This is a genomic window from Kineobactrum sediminis (assembly GCF_002868715.1).
Lineage (GTDB): Bacteria > Pseudomonadota > Gammaproteobacteria > Pseudomonadales > Halieaceae > Kineobactrum > Kineobactrum sediminis.
In genome coordinates this window covers 201,075-220,807 of record NZ_PKLZ01000001.1, presented here as the reverse complement: position 1 = coordinate 220,807, position 19,733 = coordinate 201,075, and the positions used below count along the sequence as shown (strand labels likewise).

Genomic DNA, 19,733 nt, shown 5'->3' with positions numbered 1-19,733 from the left:
TTACTGTCTATTGGTCTAGAACAGTTCGATGTCACCTTGAACCGGCGCCTCAAGCTGCTCCATATATTCGCTCTCCCGTTCAAGGATCGTATTGTTATGGATCGAACGAAGTTTCTTAACCTGCGCCCTGCCACTATCGGGGAAAAAATTGACCTTGCGTGGATACATGCTGCCAAGATCCTCGGAGATCAATCGCAAACCCTCAATCTGCAGAAACTGGTGCAGGAAAGCAATATTTTTACGTCCTACACTGGATACCCCGGAAGCCATGCTGCCGCCGCCGAATGCCTTAACCTCCAGGTTTTCCCGTTTGCCGCCGGCTTTAAGGATTTCGTTGATCAGTTTCTCCATGGCGTAACTGCCATAGCGCGCTGAACTGGAAGTACCGCCCCAGTCCTTGATGTCTGCACTGTGCGGTAACATGAAATGGTTCATGCCGCCGATACCGAGTTTACGGTCACGGATGCACGCCGAAATACACGATCCCAGCACCGTGGTGATCATTTCCCCATGCATGGAGATGTAATACTCTCCAGGCAACAGTTTTGCGACTGACAGTTTGCGCGATGGGTCCCAGTAACGCTTGATGTGTTCGAAACCCGCCAGTGCTCGTGGCAGGTCCGGGTGGCTGGGGGGCGTTGGGCGTAAAAGAACCATCGTGACTCTCCAGACGCTCAGCGAACTTTGCGATAAATCGTGTTACCTAACAGCTTGAAGCGATCACTGACGTTGTACAGGGTCTCTGAATGGCCGATAAACAAATGCCCATCGGAGTTGAGTTGTTCCGCGAATCGCTCGAATAGCGTGCGCTGGGTGTCCTTGCTGAAGTAAATGACCACGTTGCGACAAAATACCAGGTCAAAAGAGCCCTTCATTGGCCAGGGATCAAGCAGGTTCAGGCGTTTGAAGCTGGTCAGGTCGCGCAATTCCTCTCGCACTTTCACCTGGCCCTCGCTGGCACCCTTGCCGCGCAGGAACCAGCGTTTGCGTCGTGCCTCGGTGATCCCGGTAATCCGTTCCTGGGTGTATTGCCCGGCGTGCCCGGTAGCCACGACCTGGCTGTCCAGGTCGGTTCCGAGGATGCGGATGTCCCAATCTGCCGGCATCGTCTCGGCCAGCACCATCGCCAGGGAGTAGGGCTCTTCGCCGGTAGAGCACCCGGCCGACCAAACCCGTAACCGGCGATCCTTCTTCTCGTTTATCAGCCGCGGCAACAACTCGTTTTTCAAAAAATCAAAGTGGTGAACCTCGCGAAAAAACGAGGTCAGGTTGGTGGTGAGGGCATTGACACAATGTTCCAGTTCCTGGGAGTCGCCACTATCGAGTCGCAGGCAATAATCATCGAAGCTACTCAGGCCCAGCGCGCGGACCCGCCTTACCAGTCGGCCATAGACCAGGTTGCGTTTGGCCTCGCTGAGTTCAATGCCAGCCTGCTCCGCAATAAAACGCTTTACGAACAGAAAGTTCTTGTCGGTCAGCTCGAACTCGCGGTCGCGCGAGGTTCCAGCCGGCGTACTATCACTGCTATTCGCCAACGAGCGGACGTCCCGTTCACTTGCCACTGACGTTATCTCCAACCTGCGCACTTGTTGAGTAAAATGATCCGCTCAGTGACAAAGTCGTAATTAGAACTCCTCCCAGTCTTCACTCGCACTGTCGTTGCTGCTGGCAGGACGTCGTGGAGCAGGCGCCTGCGCCCGCGCCGGAGCGCGCGTAGGGGGCCGACGGCCGGCTGCCGCAGGTTCGGGTTGCCTGGCACGGGGTCTGGCCACCGGCGCAGGCTGGTTGTCTTCGTCACCGATATTGAAGATAGACACAAGGTCTTCCAGGGTTCGCGACTGGTCATCCATAGATTTGGACGCGGAGGCAGCCTCTTCAACCAGGGCGGCGTTCTGTTGGGTAACTTCGTCCAGCTGCGCGATTGCCTTGTTGACCTGCTCAATGCCCGAAGACTGTTCCTGCGCCGCCGCCGCAATTTCAGCAATGATATCGCTGACTTTCTTCACCGCAACAACGATTTCTTCCAGGGTTTTTCCGGAGTCATCCACCAGTCGGGTGCCGTCGTCCACTTTGCTGCCGCTGTCCTTGATCAGGGTCTTGATCTCTTTTGCCGCCTGGGCGCTGCGCTGGGCCAGGTTGCGTACCTCCGCGGCGACGACCGCAAAACCCCGGCCCTGTTCGCCGGCCCGGGCCGCTTCCACCGCAGCGTTCAGTGCCAGCAGGTTTGTCTGGAAGGCAATTTCGTCGATAACACCGATGATCTCTGAAATTTTGCCCGAGGATTTACTGATCTCGGCCATGGCTGCGACCGCTTCGCCGACCACGCCACCGCCTTTCTCGGCCTGTTCCCGGGCCGTAGCAGAAAGCTGGTTGGCCTGGCGAGCGTTATCGGCACTGGATTTCACTGCCGAGGTCATTTGCTCCATGCTGGAGGCGGTTTCTTCCAGTGACGCGGCCTGTTCCTCTGTGCGCTGGGACAGATCGGTGTTGCCCTGGGAGATCTCGGAAGCTGATGAGCCTATGCTCATGGCCCCCTCGCGGATTTGCTCGATCATTTCACGCAGCTTGTGTACTGTGCTGTTGACATCGTTTTTCAACTGACCGAACAGGCCCTGGTAGTCCTCGGTGATAGTCTGGGTCAGGTCGCCTTCGGCCACACACTGAACCACCCTGCCTACGTCAGTAAGACCCTGCTCACTGACCGCCACCAGAGTGTTGAGCAGGTCGCCGATCTCATTAAAAAACTTGAAGTCGCTGGTGTCGAGGCGTCCGGAAAAATCGCCTTCGGCGGCGGCCTTGACGAGGTCGCGGATCTGGATCATCTCGGTGACGTCCTTCCACTCCACCATGTTGCCCATATACTTGCCTTCGGCATCGGCGATAAAGGTGGCATTCACCTCGAACTCCAGCCCCACGACATTGATTTGCGCTTGTGCAGGCAGCCGGCTTGGATCCTTGAGCAGGCTGCGTTGATGTGACGGATCCCGGTGAAACTGATCAATGTTCTGGCCGATGAGATTTTCCGGATCGAAGCCCGGGAAGCGCTGGCGAAGTTCGTTGGCACGATCCCGGAACATCTTCATGACGGCAGGGTTGGCGTACACGATCCTGAGATCGTTGTCGCACATCATCAGGTTCGCCGTGGAACCGTTAATCGCCGTTTGCAAGCGGGTCACTTCCACTTCTTTTTTGCGTTTCTCTGTTACGTCGGACCACTCGAGGGTATTGCCGATATAGTTGCCGTCGCCGTCGAGCATGGCTGTAATATTGAGATGGAAACGCAGGGAGCCCACCTGGATATCGGTCCGGAAGGGGAGGTTTGCGGGATTGTCCAGGATGCGACGCTGGTGTTCCGGGTTGGCGTGAAACTGGTCGATACAGGATCCCACCAGCTTGTCGGCATTGAACCCCCGATAGATTTCGCGCATTTCCTTTTCATTGGTCTTCATCAACTCGACAGTGGAATGGTTGACATAAGTGATGATGAGATCCCTGTCTACCATCATCATCGGTGTCATTGCATTGTCGATCGCCGAACGCATTCTGGTGCCGTCCATCGCCGAGCGTAAACCGTTGATGTCAGCGGCGGAGTCTGCCGTCGCTTTCATTGCTTGGTTGCTGTGTTCAATGCTTGTCATGGTCTGCTCCCTCTTGGATTGGTAGGCACTCAACATGACATCGCTGATCACTGTTAAGGCCGAACGCCAGGCTTGTTCGTAAATGGTGTTCCAGTCGTCGCCCGCCGTTTCGGCCATTACCGATAGGAGCGTTGACGATACTGCGTCGTAATGTGCCGGTTCTGCGCCATAACCCTGGTGACGTTCGCCGAGCTGATGCAGCGCCTGGTTGAGTTGCTCCGGGCTGTGTAAATTGTTGATCACCAGCTTGAGGGCGGCGAGCAGCTTTTTCTGCTGTTCCGCGGGGCTGGTATTGGCAAACAGGGGCTTTACGGACGGATAATCCGCAAACAGTTTTTCATAAAATCGCGCGACCAGTCTGTCGCCATTCTGCGCAAGCAGCCCGAAGCTCTCTTCGAGTATATGGGGAGCGAGTGGTCCGTCTGAGTCAAAAGCCCCCAATTTCACATCAATATTCATAATTGCGACTCTCGTTTGCTGGTGGTGCCTGATTCATTACTGACCAGGGGTGCTGCGCCCTTCAATCGATCTACATTCAGCAGTATGATCATCTTTTCGTTGATCATCGCGATCCCATTTACGAACTGGTCGCCAACCGGGCCACCCAGCTTGGGCGCTGCCTTGACCGTTTGCCGGTCCACTGTGTATACCTCTGACACTGCGTCTACGACGATACCCATATCGCGCTGATCGGCGTCTCTCTCGTCGTGGAACCGGACTACGATGACGACCGTCGTAGGGCCGTATTCCAGAGGCGGAAGGTGGAAGCGCTCACGAAGATCAATGATGGGAACAATGCTGCCACGCAAGTTGATGACACCTTTCATGTAGGAAGGGGCATTGGGTATTGGTGTCGTTTTGGTCCAACCACGAATTTCCTGAACCTGCAGGATCTCCACGCCATATTCCTCGTCCGCGAGAATGAACGTAAGGTACTGATGGCCCCCCGGCTCCCCATTGCCGATGCCGATCCCGGCGTTCACCTGCATATTCATACCGCCTCCTTCATCACGCTGCCGTGGAGCCGAGGACTTTATCAACGATCTGAAGCAGCTGGTCCGGGCTGAAGGGCTTGATGATCCAGCCTGTAGCACCCGCTGCCCTGCCTTCCTGCTTCATTTCGGCGCTTGACTCAGTGGTGAGCATCAGAATGGGTGTCTTGCGGTAATTGGTCAGGGCTCGTAGCTCCCTGACCAGGGCGATCCCCCCCATAACTGGCATATTGACATCCACCAGGGCCAGATCGATGGCGTTATCTTTCGCTTTTTGCAGGCCATCGCTGCCGTCAACAGCTTGCGTGACTTCATGCCCCGCCTGCTGCAGAGTGAAGGCCACCATGCGCCGCAGGGAGTTGGAGTCGTCAACAGTCAGTATTCTTGCCAAGGTTTACTTCCTTCTTTTTTAAGTCGCAGTTGGGTCCTGACCAGTTTTTGTCGCAAATGGCCTGCTCTTAACGCTATCGGCCTCGCGAACGGTTTCTTGAGTGAAATTTGGGCGTGAGACAGATGATTTTTCCCCTGGGGATATGTCAATAAATTGACTAAAAGCCCTTCTTTTAAAAGCTTTTTGCGCCAATTTTTGGATCTTGTTGAAGCGCCTGTAAGGGACTAGCATGAGCTGAAGCGCATCACCACGCACAGGGATTTTAATGCCAATATCCGGTCAATTTACAGACGGCCTTGTCGGGTGGAGCGACGCCATTACCGACGCGGTAGGGACATGACTGGCCCCGGGGTTTTTGTTGCTGTTGCCGCCGATGCGACGCTGATGGTCCATACGCTGCAACAGCGAGGCTATCGGGCTCGCGGGTTCGACGGTGTGGAAGCGTTAGTTATTGCCTGCCAGGCACCCGACGTGACCTTGCCGGCGGCTTTGGTGGTGGACCGGCTGGATCCGTCTTTAAAGCGCTTCAAGGCAGCGGGGGTCGCGGTAGTGCTGATTGGGGGCAGTGCAGAGGAGTACGCTTGTACAGAGGCGATAAAAGCTGGAGCGGATCGTTATCTGCTGGCTCCGGTGAATCCTGCGCGGCTGGTTGAAGCTGTTGAACGTCTGGTGATGCGCAAACCGGTGAGGGTGTTGCTGGTTGATGATGATGTATTGTCTCTTTCGGAGCGCGGCGCGGTGCTGGAGCACGCGGGATTTGAGGTCTCCGTGCTGGATCGTCCGCTGGATATCCAGGGTTCCCTGCAGCCCGTGCCCCCGGACATTATTGTTGTAAACAGCGCTATGCGTCATGCCGCGATCCTGGTTTCGATTCTTTGTAGCCTTGATGAAAACTGGAGTGATTCAATCCTTTTGTGTGGTGCCGCGATGGGCATGGAGCGCCTCTCGAGAGTGGCGCTGCCAGAATCCGCAGACGGCCTTGTTGCATCAGTAACGGGGGTGGTTTGTCGTGCTCGAGCCTACTCGGCAAAACTGAGGCGCCTGCAGGCGCAACGTCGGCTTGGACTGCGCAAGCAACATGCGCAAAATTCTTCTGCCATGGTCAGCGTTACCGATGAGTTTGGTGTGATCAATCACGTCAATAACCAATTTTGTATCGTCAGCGGATACAGTCGCGAGGAGCTGCTTGGGCAAAATCATGGTGTTGTCAACTCAATGGAGCATCCGCCCGAGTTCTACGCCGAGATGCGGGGGACTATCTCCGACGGCAGCGTGTGGCGCGGCTTGATTCGTAACAGGCGTAAAGACGGCAGCCTGTATTGGGTGTTCGCTACCATATCCCCGCGTATCGATGCCGCGGGTGAGCCGGTTGAGTACATCAACCATTTCATTCTGGTGCTGGCCGATGACGATCCTGATTATGCGGAGGCAGAGCTGCTAACGGAGATTCAGGAGCAATTCCGGACCAGGCTGGGTGTTACGGAAGGCGGGATTCTCGCCGTTGATGAACAGCAGCAGGTACTGTTTTGTAACAGGCGTCTCGAAGACCTGGCTCTGGTGCCGAGGAGGATGTTGCGGGGAGCTGGTGTTTCAATCATGGCCCGTGAGCAGATTCACAACTGGGTGAAAGATCCACAGCGACTCGATCGACGATGTGCTGAAATCGCGGCGACGCCCGAGGACGTATCGCACGACGTTGTCGAACACCTTGATGGCCGAAAAATTGAAGTTGATTCAATGCCCTGGAGGTTTACAGAGGGTCATCCGGGGCGCGTCTGGCACTTCATGGAGGTCATCGCCGACCCTTTGGTTGCAGGCGGCGGTGTTGTGGACAGGCTGCGACTGGGACAGATGTTTGCCAATATCGGTACCCGGGACTGGGACCTGAATACCGGCATAATGTTCTGTAGTGAGCAGGTTCCTGCGCTTTGTGGCCTTCCGGCAGGTCAACTGGAAACCACCTTCAATGCCTTTATTGGGGGTGTTCATCCCGATGATCGCGGCGCCGTTAAGAAAGCGATGCAGACAAGTATCGAGGAGGCAACCGGCTACAGTATTGAGTACCGGGTCAGGTGGCCCGATGAAACCGTGCGCTGGCTCAGCGAGCGCGGTAACGTGATCTGTGATGAGACCGGTCGAGTCGGCGGTCTGGTGGGGGTTGTCCAGGACATAGACGATAGCAAACGGGCCGCCATGGAGTTATTGGCTACTCGAGAGGAGGCGGAACGCGCCAACCAGGCCAAATCCGAGTTTCTATCGCGCATGAGCCATGAGCTGCGCACGCCGATGAACGCGGTACTTGGTTTTGCACAGATCATGGAATACGACGATACACTCCCTCCGGACCACATTGATAACGTCAACGAAATCATTCGCGCAGGCGGGCATCTTCTGGAATTGATTAACGAAGTACTGGACCTGGCTAAAGTGGAATCGGGAAGCGTTGACCTTGCCATTGAGCCGGTAGTACTGCGACCAGTCGTGGACGAATGTCTGGCGCTGATCACGGCCACCGCCCGCAAACGTGGAATTACTATTGTTAATACGGTGAATGCTGCTGCGGTAGTGCGGACCGACCGGATGCACCTTAAACAGTCGCTGTTGAATCTCATGTCCAACGGCGTCAAGTACAACTCCCAGAATGGGCAGTTGACTGTGAGCACGGTTGATGTCCGCGAAGGGGAGTGGATGCAGCTGCGGGTTAACGATAGCGGCGCAGGTATCGAGGCTGACAAGTTATCCCGATTATTCGATCCTTTCGACCGACTTGATATTGATGACAGCGAAATTGAAGGTGCCGGTATAGGTCTGGCTATTACGCGGCGCCTGATAGAAATGACGGGCGGTGGCGTGGGAGTAAGCAGTGTGGTCGGCTCCGGCAGTACATTCTGGCTCGAGCTGCAGCGTGAGGAGGCGCTGACGGTCGGCGCGTTGGCGCCACGTGACTGGCGGCATGAACGGGCTGTTGCACGCGATCCTGTGAATTCGGCAGCCAGCTTTAAAACCATTTTGTATGTGGAGGACAATACTGCCAGTATTCGTCTCATGGCGCAGATTCTGAGCCATCGGCAACATGTCAGGCTACTCACTGCGCACACGGCAGAGCGCTGTGTTGAACTGTCCTTGCAGCAATCCCCGGATTTACTGATTATCGACATCAATATCCCCGGACTTGATGCCTATCAACTGTTGCAAAGGTTGAGAGCCCGGGAGCATATGAGCGCACTGCCAATACTGGCGCTAAGCGGTAATGCGCTGCCGGCTGATATTGACCGTGGAAATGCCGAAGGCTTTTCAGGCTATATCAGCAAGCCATTACAAGCCGACTATGTTCTGAGAATGCTTGATGTACATCTCACTCTTTATCCCGATCCCTGAAAATTATAATTAACCCGCACATGGGGCGTATCGAATGAATGAAATGCTAAGAGAGCGAGGTCGTATACTTGTTGTCGATGATGAGTCACCGAATCTTCGCCTGCTGGACAAAATGCTGCGTAGCCAGGGCTATAGTAATCTGGTGCTGATCGAAGATCCTCGACAGGTGGTGCAGAGATACCGGAGTGCGCGTCCGGATCTGGTTTTGCTCGATATAAATATGCCTCACCTCGATGGATTCGAAGTGCTGGAGCAGCTGAAAGGCTTGCAGGATCCGCTGATGCCTCCGATCGTGATGCTCACGGCCCAGCATGGCAAAGAATTTATGCTGAGGGCCTTGTCCGCCGGTGCGCGTGACTTCATAACCAAACCGTTTGACCGCAACGAGTTATTGATGCGGGTACGTAACCTGCTCGATGCCCATATGGGGCATCGCCTGTTACATGACCAGAAGACCTGGCTTGAGGAAACGGTATGGCAGCGGACCAGCGAACTGCGCCGGACCCGGCTGGATGTTGTGCAGCGTCTGGGTAAAGCCGCCGAATATCGCGATGAGGAAACCGGCGCCCATGTTTTGCGGATGAGCTATAGTTGCGCGCTTCTGGCAAAGGAATACGGCTGGAATGAAAGCCAGACTGATATGATTTTGAATGCAAGTCCCATGCATGATATTGGCAAGATCGGCATACCAGATGCCATTCTGCTGAAACCCGGTAAGCTTGAGCCTCACGAATGGGAAGTGATGAAGACCCATGTCACCATTGGCGCTGGAATGCTTGAGGGCGACAGTTCGTCGCTCATCAAGATGGCGCATGAGATCGCCCTGACCCATCACGAGAAATGGGATGGCAGCGGTTACCCGCATGGCCTGGCGGGTGCCGATATTCCCCTATCCGGCAGGATTGCCGCTCTGGCGGATGTATTTGACGCCCTGACCTCGGAGCGCCCTTACAAGAAGGCATGGACCGTGGAAGCAGCGATGGATTTGGTAAGGGAAAATCGGGGCAAGCACTTTGATCCGGATCTTGTTGATGTGCTGGAAGCGAATCTGTCGGGCGTGGAAGACATTCGAGAGCGCTTCAAGGACGATGAATGACGTTTCGCCGCAGAGTTCGCCTTGATCGTCATCGTCACTGCATCAGAACAGCTCCACTGCGCCTATGGTCGGCCGGGCAACTGCGACCTTGCCGGCGGTAACCAGTTCCTCATAAAAGGCGGTCTGGTTGCGGCCATGATTTTTGGCGTAATACAGGGCTTCGTCGGCTCGTCCCAGTAGGGATGTGGCGGACAGTGAGCCGACTGCCTCAATGGCTCCGCAGCTCACCGTGACCCTTTCCCCTTGTGGGAAGGGATATTTCTGCACATTGGTGCGAAATCGCTCCAGTGCCAGTTTTGCTTCCCCGGCGTCTGTATTTTCGGTAATGACTACAAACTCCTCTCCCCCAAAACGGAACAGCAAATCGGAGTCGCGGAATGTATCTTCCATGATTCGGGAGAACAGCAATAAAATCTCATCGCCATAAAGGTGGCCGTAGGTGTCATTGAATCTTTTAAAATGGTCAATATCCAGAATGGCCAACCAGTAACGTGGCGGTGTACGATCCGTCATCCGCCGGTGACTCCCCGTCTCCACCGTGGGTTTTTCGTCATCAGAGATTTCGAGAGCGCGATGGATACAGCTGTCAAAGTACCGTCGGTTGAGAAGGCCGGTCAGTGGGTCTCTCTGGGATTCGTCCATGAAGTCACGGAAGTTATGATAGATACGCTTGATGGCATTGAAGGCAACAAGCTGGTCACCGTCGATGGCTGAGTGAATTTCAAGTAGCAGGTATATGGGAGAGTCCTGATTACTCTGTAGAGGGTAGGCTGCCAGTATGTCCCCCGTTTCATTAACAACCTCCATCTGGTCCGCAGAGGCAATGACAGTCGCGAGCAATGCTTGCTGCTGTTCCGGGAGTATAATGGGTTGGTCTTCGGTTTCGTAAATGCCGGTGACCGTGTTACGACGCATGCGTGCCTGCATCATTCGGCCGCGTCCAGACAATACACAAAGCAATGCAGAGCGTGGCTCCAGCAATTCACAGATGCTTTCCAGGAATATTCTATCAAGCAATTTTATGTCCCCGGTAGAGGACAATTTGACCAGATTGGCTAGAATGCTACCGACTTTGGGCTCTTCGTTGGCCGCGAGTGCCGTGGGGATGCGCATGCAAGGTTTACACTGTATGACAGCAAAATCGCAGGCTAACAGCTCAGGGACGTGAGTTCAATGAGAGCGCCCGTGTGGCGCTCACTCAGGGATGCCAATGTCCTTCGATAAATAGCGGTCAACGGATGCCAGGAAGCTTTCAATCTTCAGGGGCTTGGTTACGTAATCGTCAAAACTTGCCGCGGCACCGCGCTTGATATTGTGAGTCATTGCGTTGGCTGTTACCGCGATAACCGGAATATCCCGCGTCACCGGATTGGCCCGTAACTGATCCAGGGCTTCGAAGCCGTCCATGCCCGGAAGGTTGAGGTCCAGTAGAATAAGATCCGGTTGCTGGGCGGCGGCTACGGCGAGGCCGGTTTCCGCGGTAGCGGCATCGAGCAGTTCAATGTCTTTTCGAACCGCCAGGATTTTCTGAACCAGCCGCAAATTCGCAGGGTTATCCTCAATGTAAAGTACCCTATGAGAAGCAGAGTCAATAGCCGTCGGTGTGCTGATTTCTGCCTCCGTGTGCTCCTGTGTTGTAGCCGTGGCGGAAACACCTGTTATCGGTAGTTCAAACCAGAATGTACTGCCTTCGCCCCGGACCGTATGTACGCCGATTTCCCCGTGCATGGCCTCGATCAGTTTTTTTGCCAGCGCAAGGCCGATTCCGGTCCCTTCGATAGCACTCAGGTGCGATTCCAGGCGCTCAAAAGGTCTGAACAGGCGCCCCAGCTTCTCTGCAGCAATGCCATGGCCAGTGTCGCGCACACTGATTCTCAGGCGCTGGTGATCAGTGGCTGTGCAGAACAGCATAATGCGACCTCCTTGCGAGTTATACTTTACGGCATTGGACAGCAGGTTGAGTAGCACGCCCCGCAAGCGCCTGTAATCAGCATATACGGTTTGCGAGGTCCCCATTTCCACTTCTATATCAATGTCTCGTTGGTAGGCCAGGGGTTGGATCTGTGCTACACAGGCGCTGACAATATCGCTTATGACAACCGGTTCCAGGCTTACTTCAAGCCTGCCACTTTCGATGCGGCTGAGATCCAGCACTTCGTTTACCAGCTCCAGCAGGTGGTCGCCGGCATGGCGGATTTCACGTACGTTATCGGTCTGCGTTTTGGTAAGTGGGCGCTCGGGGTCGGACTCCAGTAACTGGCCAAAACCCAGGATCGCATTCAGTGGTGTGCGCAGTTCGTGGCTCATCCGCGAAAGGAACTCGGATTTGGCCGCGTTGGCACGCTCTGCTTCATCGCGCGCCGCTGCCAACTCCCTGGTGCGGCGTTCCACATGGCCTTCCAGATCTTCATTAAGCTGTTTTAAGGCGGCTTTGGCATCCTCTTTCATGCGCTCGTTGAGTTTACGTTCGGTAATATCGCGAACCATGCCGATATAGAATGGCTGCTCCTTACGGATGATCTCGGAGATTCCGAGATCCATTGGAAATACGCTGCCGTCCTTGCGTTGGCCCTGGACTTCACGTCCGGTACCGATAATGCGAGCAATACCGGTCTCCTGGTAATTGCGCAGGTAACTGTCATGGGCATCGCGGTACGGATTGGGCATCAGCATCTTCACGTTGCGGCCGATGACCTCGTTCTTGTCGTAGCCAAAAATACTTTCGGCCGCGAGATTGAACGAGTTAATGGTGCCGCGCCCATCTATAGTCACTATTGCATCCATTACGTTATCAAGAATGGCCTGGGTGTGTTGGGTCTGGTCACGCAGCGTCGCTTCAGCCTGTTTACGCTGGGTGTTATCTTCAGCGATACCGAGGTATCCGGTGATCACGCCGCTATCATCGCGCATGGGAGTGACGACCAGGGACACAGGAATCGGGTGACCGTCCTTATGGAGAAAAGTCCATTCCCGCGATTCCGAGCTCGTGTCTCCGGGTTTTCCAGCCAGGACACGGAATCCTTCAATTTTTGCGTTAATTTTTTTGCCCCGTTGTTCCGTGTCTCCCCCGGCACTGTCAGCGATCTGGAACAAGGTCATGGACTCCTTTCCGATCAACTCTTTGGCATCATAGCCCAGCATGCGCTCGGCGCCCTTGTTGAATACTGAAATGAGACCGCTGCAGTCAGTCACGATCATGGCGACTTCGGAAGCGGCGGTAAATACGTCGGCAAGCAACTTGCGGGCATCCCGTACTGCAACATCTGCCGTGCGTTCGGCAGTTATGTCACTGAACACACTATAAGCTCCCCCCTGGATTGTGGCCGAGCGATGGTTGGGGTAGGCGTCAATACGTATCCAGTGCCACTGCTGTGTGGCTTGCCATACCCCCATGACCACATCGTTCACTGCCTGTGTTTTGCGTATCGCCAGTTCGACCGGATATTCCTCTTTCGGGAAATCGCTGCCGTCCTCGCGAATAGCCAGCCATTCCCCGGTAGCAGGTTGCAGGAAACCGCCTGGGCCGGACTCGAGACCGAGGATGTTTCGTGCTGCCGGGTTGGCCTCGATAATGTCACCATTTGCATCGTGAATAACGATGCCCTGCCTGACATGTGTAAACAGCTGGCGAAATTGTGATTTGAATTCGTCGCTACTGGCAGCCATTTTTTCAGCCAGTGCCAGGGCCTCTTCGCGACGTCCGAGTAATAGCCAGATGAAGGCGAAAAGCAACACGCTCAGGCTGGCACCGAGTGCAGGTGCCAGCCAACTGGAAGTGGAGCTGAACTGTGCGTTAAATTCCGGCCGGCTCCACAGCGCAATGAGCCAGTCATTGCCGAACATGTCGAGTTGATGGCGGGCAGTATGTCCTGGTGCCGTGTGCGCACTGCTGCGACTTTCCTCCACCGAGGTATAAAGAAGATTATCATCCCCCGGCAAAGCATCATGGATGCTGAAATCCACTGGCAGAGAGTGCTCACCGAGAACGCCCTCCATGAGGTCATTGATGCGATGGGCGCTGTAGACAAACCCCCTGAGCCCCTGCCAGCGTTGCTCCGCTGTTTCAAGTTTGGCGCGACTCTCATAGACAGGCAGGTACATGAGAAAACCCGCCTGTTCAGGACCATGGGTTTCCTGCACCAGGCGCACCTTGCCCGAGATGGTGGTTGAGTTGCTGGCAACCGCTCGTTGCATGGCCTTGCGGCGCACCTCTTCCGAATACATGTCATAGCCGAAAGCGGCGAGATTCCGGCCCCGGAAAGGTTCCAGATAAACGACGCTGGTGTAAAGTGAGCGTTCCCCTTCGGGCACCAGATCGTAATCGGGAAACCCCTGGGCACGAATGGCCGCAATATGGGCTTTGCGCTGGTCCGGTCTGATCGCCTGGCCGAAGCCAACCGCCTGGATGCCGGGAAAGCGCTGGTCGAGCTGCATGCGCTCTATAAAGTCTCCCCATTCGGCCCGGCTGATATGGCTGCTGGCATCAAATAACCCGGCGCCGGCGATCAGGATTTGCTCGTTGCTCTGCAAGCGCGCATTAATCTTTCTTAGTAATTCATTGGTCTGCAGGTCAAACTGCTGATTGGCGACCTGTTGTCGCTGTTGTGCCAGGTGCGTCGAAAGAAGTGTGGTGAGTAGCAACCCGGTGGCTAAAACAAGCCAGGCAGAGATGCCACGCCGACTGAGTATGGCGGGGCTAAAGAGGGTCATTGTCCTCCCCGGGTTTGGGCAGGCAGCGCTCAACTGATCTCAGGAAATCAGCGATATCGAGGGGCTTGACAACATAATCGTCGAAACCCGCCGTGATCCCTCTCTCAATGTTATCTGCCATGGCGTTCGCCGTGATCGCAATGACGGGAATATCGCCGGTTACCGGATTGTTGCGCAGTCGGCTCAAGGCCTCAAAGCCGTCCATGCCGGGCAGGTTGAGATCAAGCAGAACCAGGTCGGGCCGACAACTGACTGCCATTTCCAACCCCGTTTCCGCCGTAGCGGCATCGAGCAGGCTGATGTCTGCACGAGCGGCAAGGATTTTTTGCACAAGGCGCAGGTTTGCTGGATTATCTTCAATATAAAGAAGCGTATAACGCCTGGTGCTGGCGACTTTCAAACCCTCAGCTGTCTCGCGGGTACAGGTATCCGTTGCTTCCGGAGCGGTGTCGGCTATCGGCAGTTCAAACCAGAAAGTGCAGCCCTCGCCTTGCACAGTATGTACCCCGATCCTGCCGTCCATGGCCTCAACCAGTGTCTTTGCCAGGGCCAGGCCGATACCCGTACCTTCGATGGCATCATAAGCGGACTCCATACGCTCGAAAGGCTTGAACAGACGCGGCAGGTTGGTAGTAGAGATACCCTTGCCGGAATCGCGTACGCTGACCCGTAGTCGTTCGTTGCCTGCGCTCGAGCAGAAGATCGTGATACTGCCTGCCTCTCGATTGTATTTCACTGCATTCGATAACAGGTTGAGTAGCACGCCCCGAAGCCGGGCGCGATCTGCCCGAACAGGCTGTGGGTCATCTTTCGCTACAGTGATGCTGATGTTCCGCCGTGCCGCCATTGGCTGTATCTGGGCAATACAGGCACCAATAGCATCGTTAACGGATACGGATTCCAGTTGGAGATCAAGTCGGCCGCTTTCAATGCGGCTCAGATCCAGGATCTCGTTAACCAGTTCCAGCAGGTGCTCACTGGCATTGTTGATTTCACTGATACTGTCGGCCTGGGTTACGGCAAGAGGGTGATCGGGGTCGGCTGCCAGTAGTTGCCCAAAGCCCAGAATGGCGTTGAGCGGGGTACGCAGCTCGTGACTCATTCGCGACAGAAACTCGGACTTGGCATCATTGGCGCGCTCTGCTTCATCACGCGCTGCAGCCAGTTCAAGCGTGCGCCGTTTCACATGTCCCTCAAGATCCTCGTTCAATTGCTTGAGAGCGGCTTCCGCCTCGGCTTTCTGGCGCTCGCTCAGCTTACGTTCAGTGATGTCCTGAAATGTTCCGTAAATCCTGACCGTTTTACCGTCTCGCACGTCGGCAAAACCCTGGGTATGCACATAGATCTCTGTGTCTTTTGCGGTGTTCAGGCGCAGCTCAAGGTCATAGGATTGGCCAGTATCAATGGCATTTTGCACGGCAGCGGCAATAACCGGGCGCGCCACCGGAGCATAAAAGCCGATGGCCTCGGCAATAGGCGGTACCACCGGTGGGTCCACGCCATAAATCCGGAAAGTCTCCCGGGTCCATGAGACTTCCATGGTCTGGAGATCCAGTTCCCAGCCGCCAATCTTTGCCAGCTCGCCGGTGCGATCCAGTAATTCGGACTTCCGGGCCAGTGCTTCTTCTGCCTCTTTATAGGCGCTTATGTCAGACTGGATAGCCATGAATCCCTGCAGGGCGCCGGCCTTGTCAAACAGGGGGTTACAGCTGATACGAGTCCAGTAAGGTTGCCCGGCTTTGCTGTAGTTGATGACATCCACTTCAAAGGGCTTCCGCTCCGCCAATGCCTTGCCCATGATGTGCAATGACTCCGCGCTGGTCTTCTCCCCCTGCAGCAAGTCACCCGGCATCTGGTCTATCATGTCCTCAAGGGTAAAGCCGCTCATGCGCGTGAAACCCTGGTTGATCCACTTCACTCGCCCCGTGGGATCGGTGATGATTACCCCGTTGGTGCTGTCGCTCGCCACACGCGATAGCCAGGCCAGTTCGGTTTGTGCCTCATGATGTTCTTGTTGGACACGGGAGGCTTCAACCAGCTGCCCCAGGGTTACCAGCAACGGGTGTAAAAATTCTACGAGTGCCTGGGTGTAACCCCCGGGCCGATTGGCAATACCCATCATTGCCACCAGCTTGTCACCGTGACGTACCGGGATGCCGAGGAAGGAGGTCATTGGTGGGTGACCCGGGGGTAGGCCACCACTGCGATGGTCACTGGCCGGTGCATTGGCGATTACCGGTTCCGCACTGGTTAACGCGGCGCCAAACAGGGTCTCCAGATTGTCGAATTCCATACCTTGTTGGGCATTTTTCTCGTAAAAAAGGCGAGAGGCATCGTCCCAGGCGATGTCGGTAACGGCATAGGTCTTCAGGTAGGGAACGCCCTCTTTCGTATGCAACACCTCTCCGACAAATCCATATTCGCTTTCGGTGAGCGCAAGTGTGTCCGTGAGCAGACGGTTGAAGGCGCGGCTGCGGTCAGGCTCGCGGATAAATTTCGATTGGGCGCGTACGATGATTTCTCCGAGCTCCCGCATTCGTGCCAGGGCCAGGCGTTGTTGCTTGAGATCCACCTGGTTGATTTCGGCCTGCACGCAATCAGCCAGGTCACGCAGGGCGGCGCGCTCTTTCATATCCAGCAATCGCGGTTGATCATCAAAAATGCACAGGGCCCCGATGTGATAGCCCGCTTCAGTCAGCAGGGGCATGCCGGCATAAAAGCGAATATGAGGTGGTCCCGTTACCAGTGGGTTGTCAAAAAAACGTGGATCAAGCAGGGCATCGGTGACCTCAAAAATATCTTCTTCAAGAATGGTGTGACCGCAGAAGGAAATCTCCCTCGCGCTCTCCAGGGCTTCGAAGCCCTGACTGGACTTGAACCACTGCCTGTCGACATCAACGAGGGAAATTACTGCACTCTGGGTTTTAAACAAATGCCGGGTCAGGCGCGTTAGTCGATCAAAGCGTTCTTCCGCAGCGGTGTCCAGAAGTTTTTCCGCATACAAAGCCTGTAGGCGCTGCGATTCGTTGTCGGGCAAGCGGGGAGCGATCATCAGGTAACCTTGACTGGGAGGAGTAGTACTGTGTACAGAATCTTGGGCATGGAACCTGGTGCTCCCTGCGTACTCAGTGATTTGCCGTAATCGCTATTTGTTCCGTAAATATTGTTGCTCTGGCCATAGTATGTAATGTTAACAATGCTGGCAATCATCGAAGAGTTGTTCGGATCTTACGGAATAAAGGGCTACGGAAACTATGCTGTTCAGGAAATGGAAAGCGTCTGCATTTGCCAGGCAGCGCAATGCGGAAGCATTGCTTGCGGCGAGCAGGAAACGGGAGCAAATACATCAGGACTTTGCTGACGGTTTGTTGACGCACCTGCGTGATTTTTCGATCAAAGTGGCCGAACTTGAGACCGATCAGTTTCAGGCTTCGATAGCACAGCTGAAGTCCACGTTGCCAAAACTGGTACTGGAACGCAGCTCCCCGCGTTTGCTGGCTAAGGAGAGCAAGTTCATCCCGAACTTCATCAGCGCGCAGCAGGAATATCTGCGGGAACTGGACGCGGAACTGCGCAATATGGTCAACATTTTGACTAAAGCCGTGGTGGAAATGGACTCCCGGAACAGTACTTATCATTCAACTGTCCTTGGGCAAATTGACACCATGACGAAGATCAGTCGCCTTGAAGATATCCGTCGACTCAAGTCCAGCCTGGCTACTGAAATCGGGTTAATGCGTAAAACGGTGCTCGAAAAACAAGAGGGTGAAAAAAATAATATTCAAAGCCTGGCGGGCCAGGTGGAGGTCCTGCGTGCCGAACTTGAGCAGGTGCAACAGGAGTCGCGACGCGATGGTCTTACCGGTGTTTACAATCGACGAGCGTTTGACTGGTTTCTCGGTGGTCTACTCAGCGCCCCCAGTGCACAAATACAATCCTTTGCCCTGTTGATCATGGACCTCGATAATTTCAAGGAAATCAACGACACCTACGGACACCTGGTGGGTGACCGCGTGTTGCTGGGCGTGGTGGCGATGTGTCGCAGTGTGATACGTAATGAGGATTTTTTTGCCCGGTTTGGAGGCGATGAATTCGTTATTGTTTTTCCGGGTGCTCCGGCACGTATTGCGGCCCAGAAGGCAGAAGAAATCTGTGACCTGATAAGCGAGACCATTTTCACTACGGAAGACGCTGAAGCTTCGCTGGCACTGTCACTATCGGTAAGCATCGGGGTAACGGCGTCCAAAGCCGGAGAGGGCATTGAGGAGATTACCAGCCGGGCTGACAGTGCGTTGTACGATGCCAAAAAAGCAGGCCGGAATCGTGTTTGTGTCCGTTAGAATAGGCGTGTAAAGATCGACTAGTCGCGGCCTACCCACAACGCCGGAAGTTGATGCTTTGATGCCAGGGTGCGGGCCAGTTCGTCCGCCCGTGATTTGGTCGCCAGGCCGACCACGCGCACACGATAGACCGCTTCACCGTCGGCAACGGCCTCCTGCAGAATAACGGTCCCGGTAGACACGTTCAGCTGTTCGCTCCAGCGCTGCGCCAGCGCTCGCTGGCCGTAGGAGCCAAAGTTGACGAACCAGGCGCCGGTATCATTTATGGGGCCGGCTGCTTCCGTGGGTGGTGTGGGGTCTACCGTTGCGGCCTGCTGTTGGCGTGACGCCAGCAGCTCCTCTTCCAGGGCCGCATTATTGGCCTTATAGGCAGCCAGTGTATCGGTCAGCTCTGTTTCGAGACGGACGTAGCCTTGCTCCAGATTCGCCAGCTCGTTTTCCAGGGATTCATTGCGTTGCATGAGGGAGCGTCGCAGTTCCTCATCGGCCACTGCTTCTGCGGAGGGTGCAGCAGGTGATGTGGCGGTATCCAGCTGAATCTGCAGGCGCTGTATTTCTGTCTTCAGGGAGGCATTCTCGCTGACCAGCGTGTAGGCGTTGAATGCGACCAGGCCGACAACCGTGGCAGTAATGAAGGCGAGCCCGACCGCGCGCCAGCCCCCGACGCGGGGTTGCGGCGTTAAAGGCAGGGCTTGCTGTTCTGGGGGCGGCGCTTCTGCAGGAGCAGTCGCTGGTGGTGGTGCAACAGTCGCAGCCGCCTCCGTGTCGGGAATCGGCGCCGCATCGGCGCGATGCCACTGGTCATCATCCAGATGTTCTTCGGGACTGTAGTCGGCATCATCGAAAGAGGGCGGAAGGCCCATCCAGTCGCCGTTATCCTCCGCCGTATCCGCGAATGCGGGCGGCAATTCCTGCCATTCCCCGTGCTGGTAGTCATCCTCCCCCGGCATCTTATTGTCAGGGGGCAGATTGTGGGTGCTTACCGATTGATCCTGGTCGGCTGCCGCTGCAGGCGTGGGTTTCATGCTGCTGTCATCCCTGTCTATCAATGCAGCGTCCTCCGGGGCAGCCTCCTGCTGACGACGGTAGCTCTCATTATCGTCTGTGGTGGCCGACATTCAGGCAGGTACTCTTCGGGGAAATATCGAAAGATGGTATCAGAGAGAGGCTGGCGATGCCCATCCAAAT

The 19,733-nt window shown here is 55.4% G+C and carries 12 protein-coding genes; 3 read left to right on the top strand and 9 right to left on the bottom strand.

What is annotated here, in order from left to right:
- Positions 1-15 precede the first annotated feature (15 nt).
- From cheD to CWI75_RS00910, 5 genes are all read right to left on the bottom strand, one after another.
- Positions 16-657: a chemoreceptor glutamine deamidase CheD gene (gene cheD / locus CWI75_RS00930; protein ID WP_101519588.1), complete on the bottom strand. Its 642-nt coding sequence runs from the start codon at positions 655-657 to the stop codon at positions 16-18.
- 17 nt (positions 658-674) lie between these two features.
- On the bottom strand, positions 675-1,562 hold the full coding sequence (locus CWI75_RS00925) for a CheR family methyltransferase (protein WP_241521029.1): 888 nt from the start codon (positions 1,560-1,562) through the stop codon (positions 675-677).
- A 63-nt stretch (positions 1,563-1,625) separates the two neighbouring features.
- Complete coding sequence (locus tag CWI75_RS18780; protein ID WP_101519587.1) at positions 1,626-4,097, bottom strand: methyl-accepting chemotaxis protein; 2,472 nt, start codon at positions 4,095-4,097, stop codon at positions 1,626-1,628.
- On the bottom strand, positions 4,094-4,633 hold the full coding sequence (locus tag CWI75_RS00915; RefSeq protein WP_206604594.1) for a chemotaxis protein CheW: 540 nt from the start codon (positions 4,631-4,633) through the stop codon (positions 4,094-4,096). Before CWI75_RS00915 ends, CWI75_RS18780 begins: the two co-directional genes overlap by 4 nt.
- A gap of 13 nt (positions 4,634-4,646) precedes the next feature.
- Positions 4,647-5,021: a response regulator gene (locus CWI75_RS00910; protein ID WP_101519586.1), complete on the bottom strand. Its 375-nt coding sequence runs from the start codon at positions 5,019-5,021 to the stop codon at positions 4,647-4,649.
- A gap of 336 nt (positions 5,022-5,357) precedes the next feature.
- On the opposite strand from CWI75_RS00910, the gene CWI75_RS00905 reads away from it, so the two are divergent.
- On the top strand, positions 5,358-8,399 hold the full coding sequence (locus CWI75_RS00905) for a PAS domain-containing protein (RefSeq protein WP_101519585.1): 3,042 nt from the start codon (positions 5,358-5,360) through the stop codon (positions 8,397-8,399).
- Positions 8,400-8,433: 34 nt separating this feature from the next.
- Positions 8,434-9,495: an HD-GYP domain-containing protein gene (locus tag CWI75_RS00900; protein ID WP_101519584.1), complete on the top strand. Its 1,062-nt coding sequence runs from the start codon at positions 8,434-8,436 to the stop codon at positions 9,493-9,495.
- A 42-nt stretch (positions 9,496-9,537) separates the two neighbouring features.
- Here CWI75_RS00900 and CWI75_RS00895 read toward each other — a convergent pair whose 3' ends face one another.
- From CWI75_RS00895 to CWI75_RS00885, 3 genes are all read right to left on the bottom strand, one after another.
- Positions 9,538-10,608 (bottom strand): GGDEF domain-containing protein, encoded by a 1,071-nt coding sequence (locus CWI75_RS00895; protein WP_101519583.1) that lies wholly within the window; start codon positions 10,606-10,608, stop codon positions 9,538-9,540.
- An 81-nt stretch (positions 10,609-10,689) separates the two neighbouring features.
- Positions 10,690-14,205, bottom strand: a complete 3,516-nt coding sequence (locus CWI75_RS00890) for a CHASE domain-containing protein (protein ID WP_101519582.1) — start codon at positions 14,203-14,205, stop codon at positions 10,690-10,692.
- Complete coding sequence (locus tag CWI75_RS00885) at positions 14,192-17,257, bottom strand: ATP-binding protein (protein WP_162299959.1); 3,066 nt, start codon at positions 17,255-17,257, stop codon at positions 14,192-14,194. Before CWI75_RS00885 ends, CWI75_RS00890 begins: the two co-directional genes overlap by 14 nt.
- A gap of 202 nt (positions 17,258-17,459) precedes the next feature.
- Here CWI75_RS00885 and CWI75_RS00880 point away from each other — a divergent pair, with 202 nt between their 5' ends.
- Positions 17,460-18,545 (top strand): sensor domain-containing diguanylate cyclase, encoded by a 1,086-nt coding sequence (locus CWI75_RS00880; protein WP_101519581.1) that lies wholly within the window; start codon positions 17,460-17,462, stop codon positions 18,543-18,545.
- Between the two features lie 20 nt (positions 18,546-18,565).
- Here the strand turns inward: CWI75_RS00880 and CWI75_RS00875 are convergent, their stop codons facing one another.
- Entirely contained in the window at positions 18,566-19,663 is a 1,098-nt protein-coding gene (locus CWI75_RS00875; protein WP_101519580.1) for an SPOR domain-containing protein, read from the bottom strand.
- Positions 19,664-19,733: the final 70 nt, after the last annotated feature.

Bases quoted from the DNA above. Each gene is read 5' to 3' on its own strand.
- CWI75_RS00900 (WP_101519584.1), top strand. From the start codon at position 8,434: ATGAATGAAATGCTAAGAGAGCGAGGTCGTATACTTGTTGTCGATGAT.
- CWI75_RS00875 (WP_101519580.1), bottom strand. From the start codon at position 19,663: ATGTCGGCCACCACAGACGATAATGAGAGCTACCGTCGTCAGCAGGAG.
- CWI75_RS18780 (WP_101519587.1), bottom strand. From the start codon at position 4,097: ATGAATATTGATGTGAAATTGGGGGCTTTTGACTCAGACGGACCACTC.
- cheD (WP_101519588.1), bottom strand. From the start codon at position 657: ATGGTTCTTTTACGCCCAACGCCCCCCAGCCACCCGGACCTGCCACGA.
- CWI75_RS00890 (WP_101519582.1), bottom strand. From the start codon at position 14,205: ATGACCCTCTTTAGCCCCGCCATACTCAGTCGGCGTGGCATCTCTGCC.
- CWI75_RS00915 (WP_206604594.1), bottom strand. From the start codon at position 4,633: ATGAATATGCAGGTGAACGCCGGGATCGGCATCGGCAATGGGGAGCCG.
- CWI75_RS00895 (WP_101519583.1), bottom strand. From the start codon at position 10,608: ATGCGCATCCCCACGGCACTCGCGGCCAACGAAGAGCCCAAAGTCGGT.
- CWI75_RS00885 (WP_162299959.1), bottom strand. From the start codon at position 17,257: ATGATCGCTCCCCGCTTGCCCGACAACGAATCGCAGCGCCTACAGGCT.
- CWI75_RS00905 (WP_101519585.1), top strand. From the start codon at position 5,358: ATGACTGGCCCCGGGGTTTTTGTTGCTGTTGCCGCCGATGCGACGCTG.
- CWI75_RS00880 (WP_101519581.1), top strand. From the start codon at position 17,460: ATGCTGTTCAGGAAATGGAAAGCGTCTGCATTTGCCAGGCAGCGCAAT.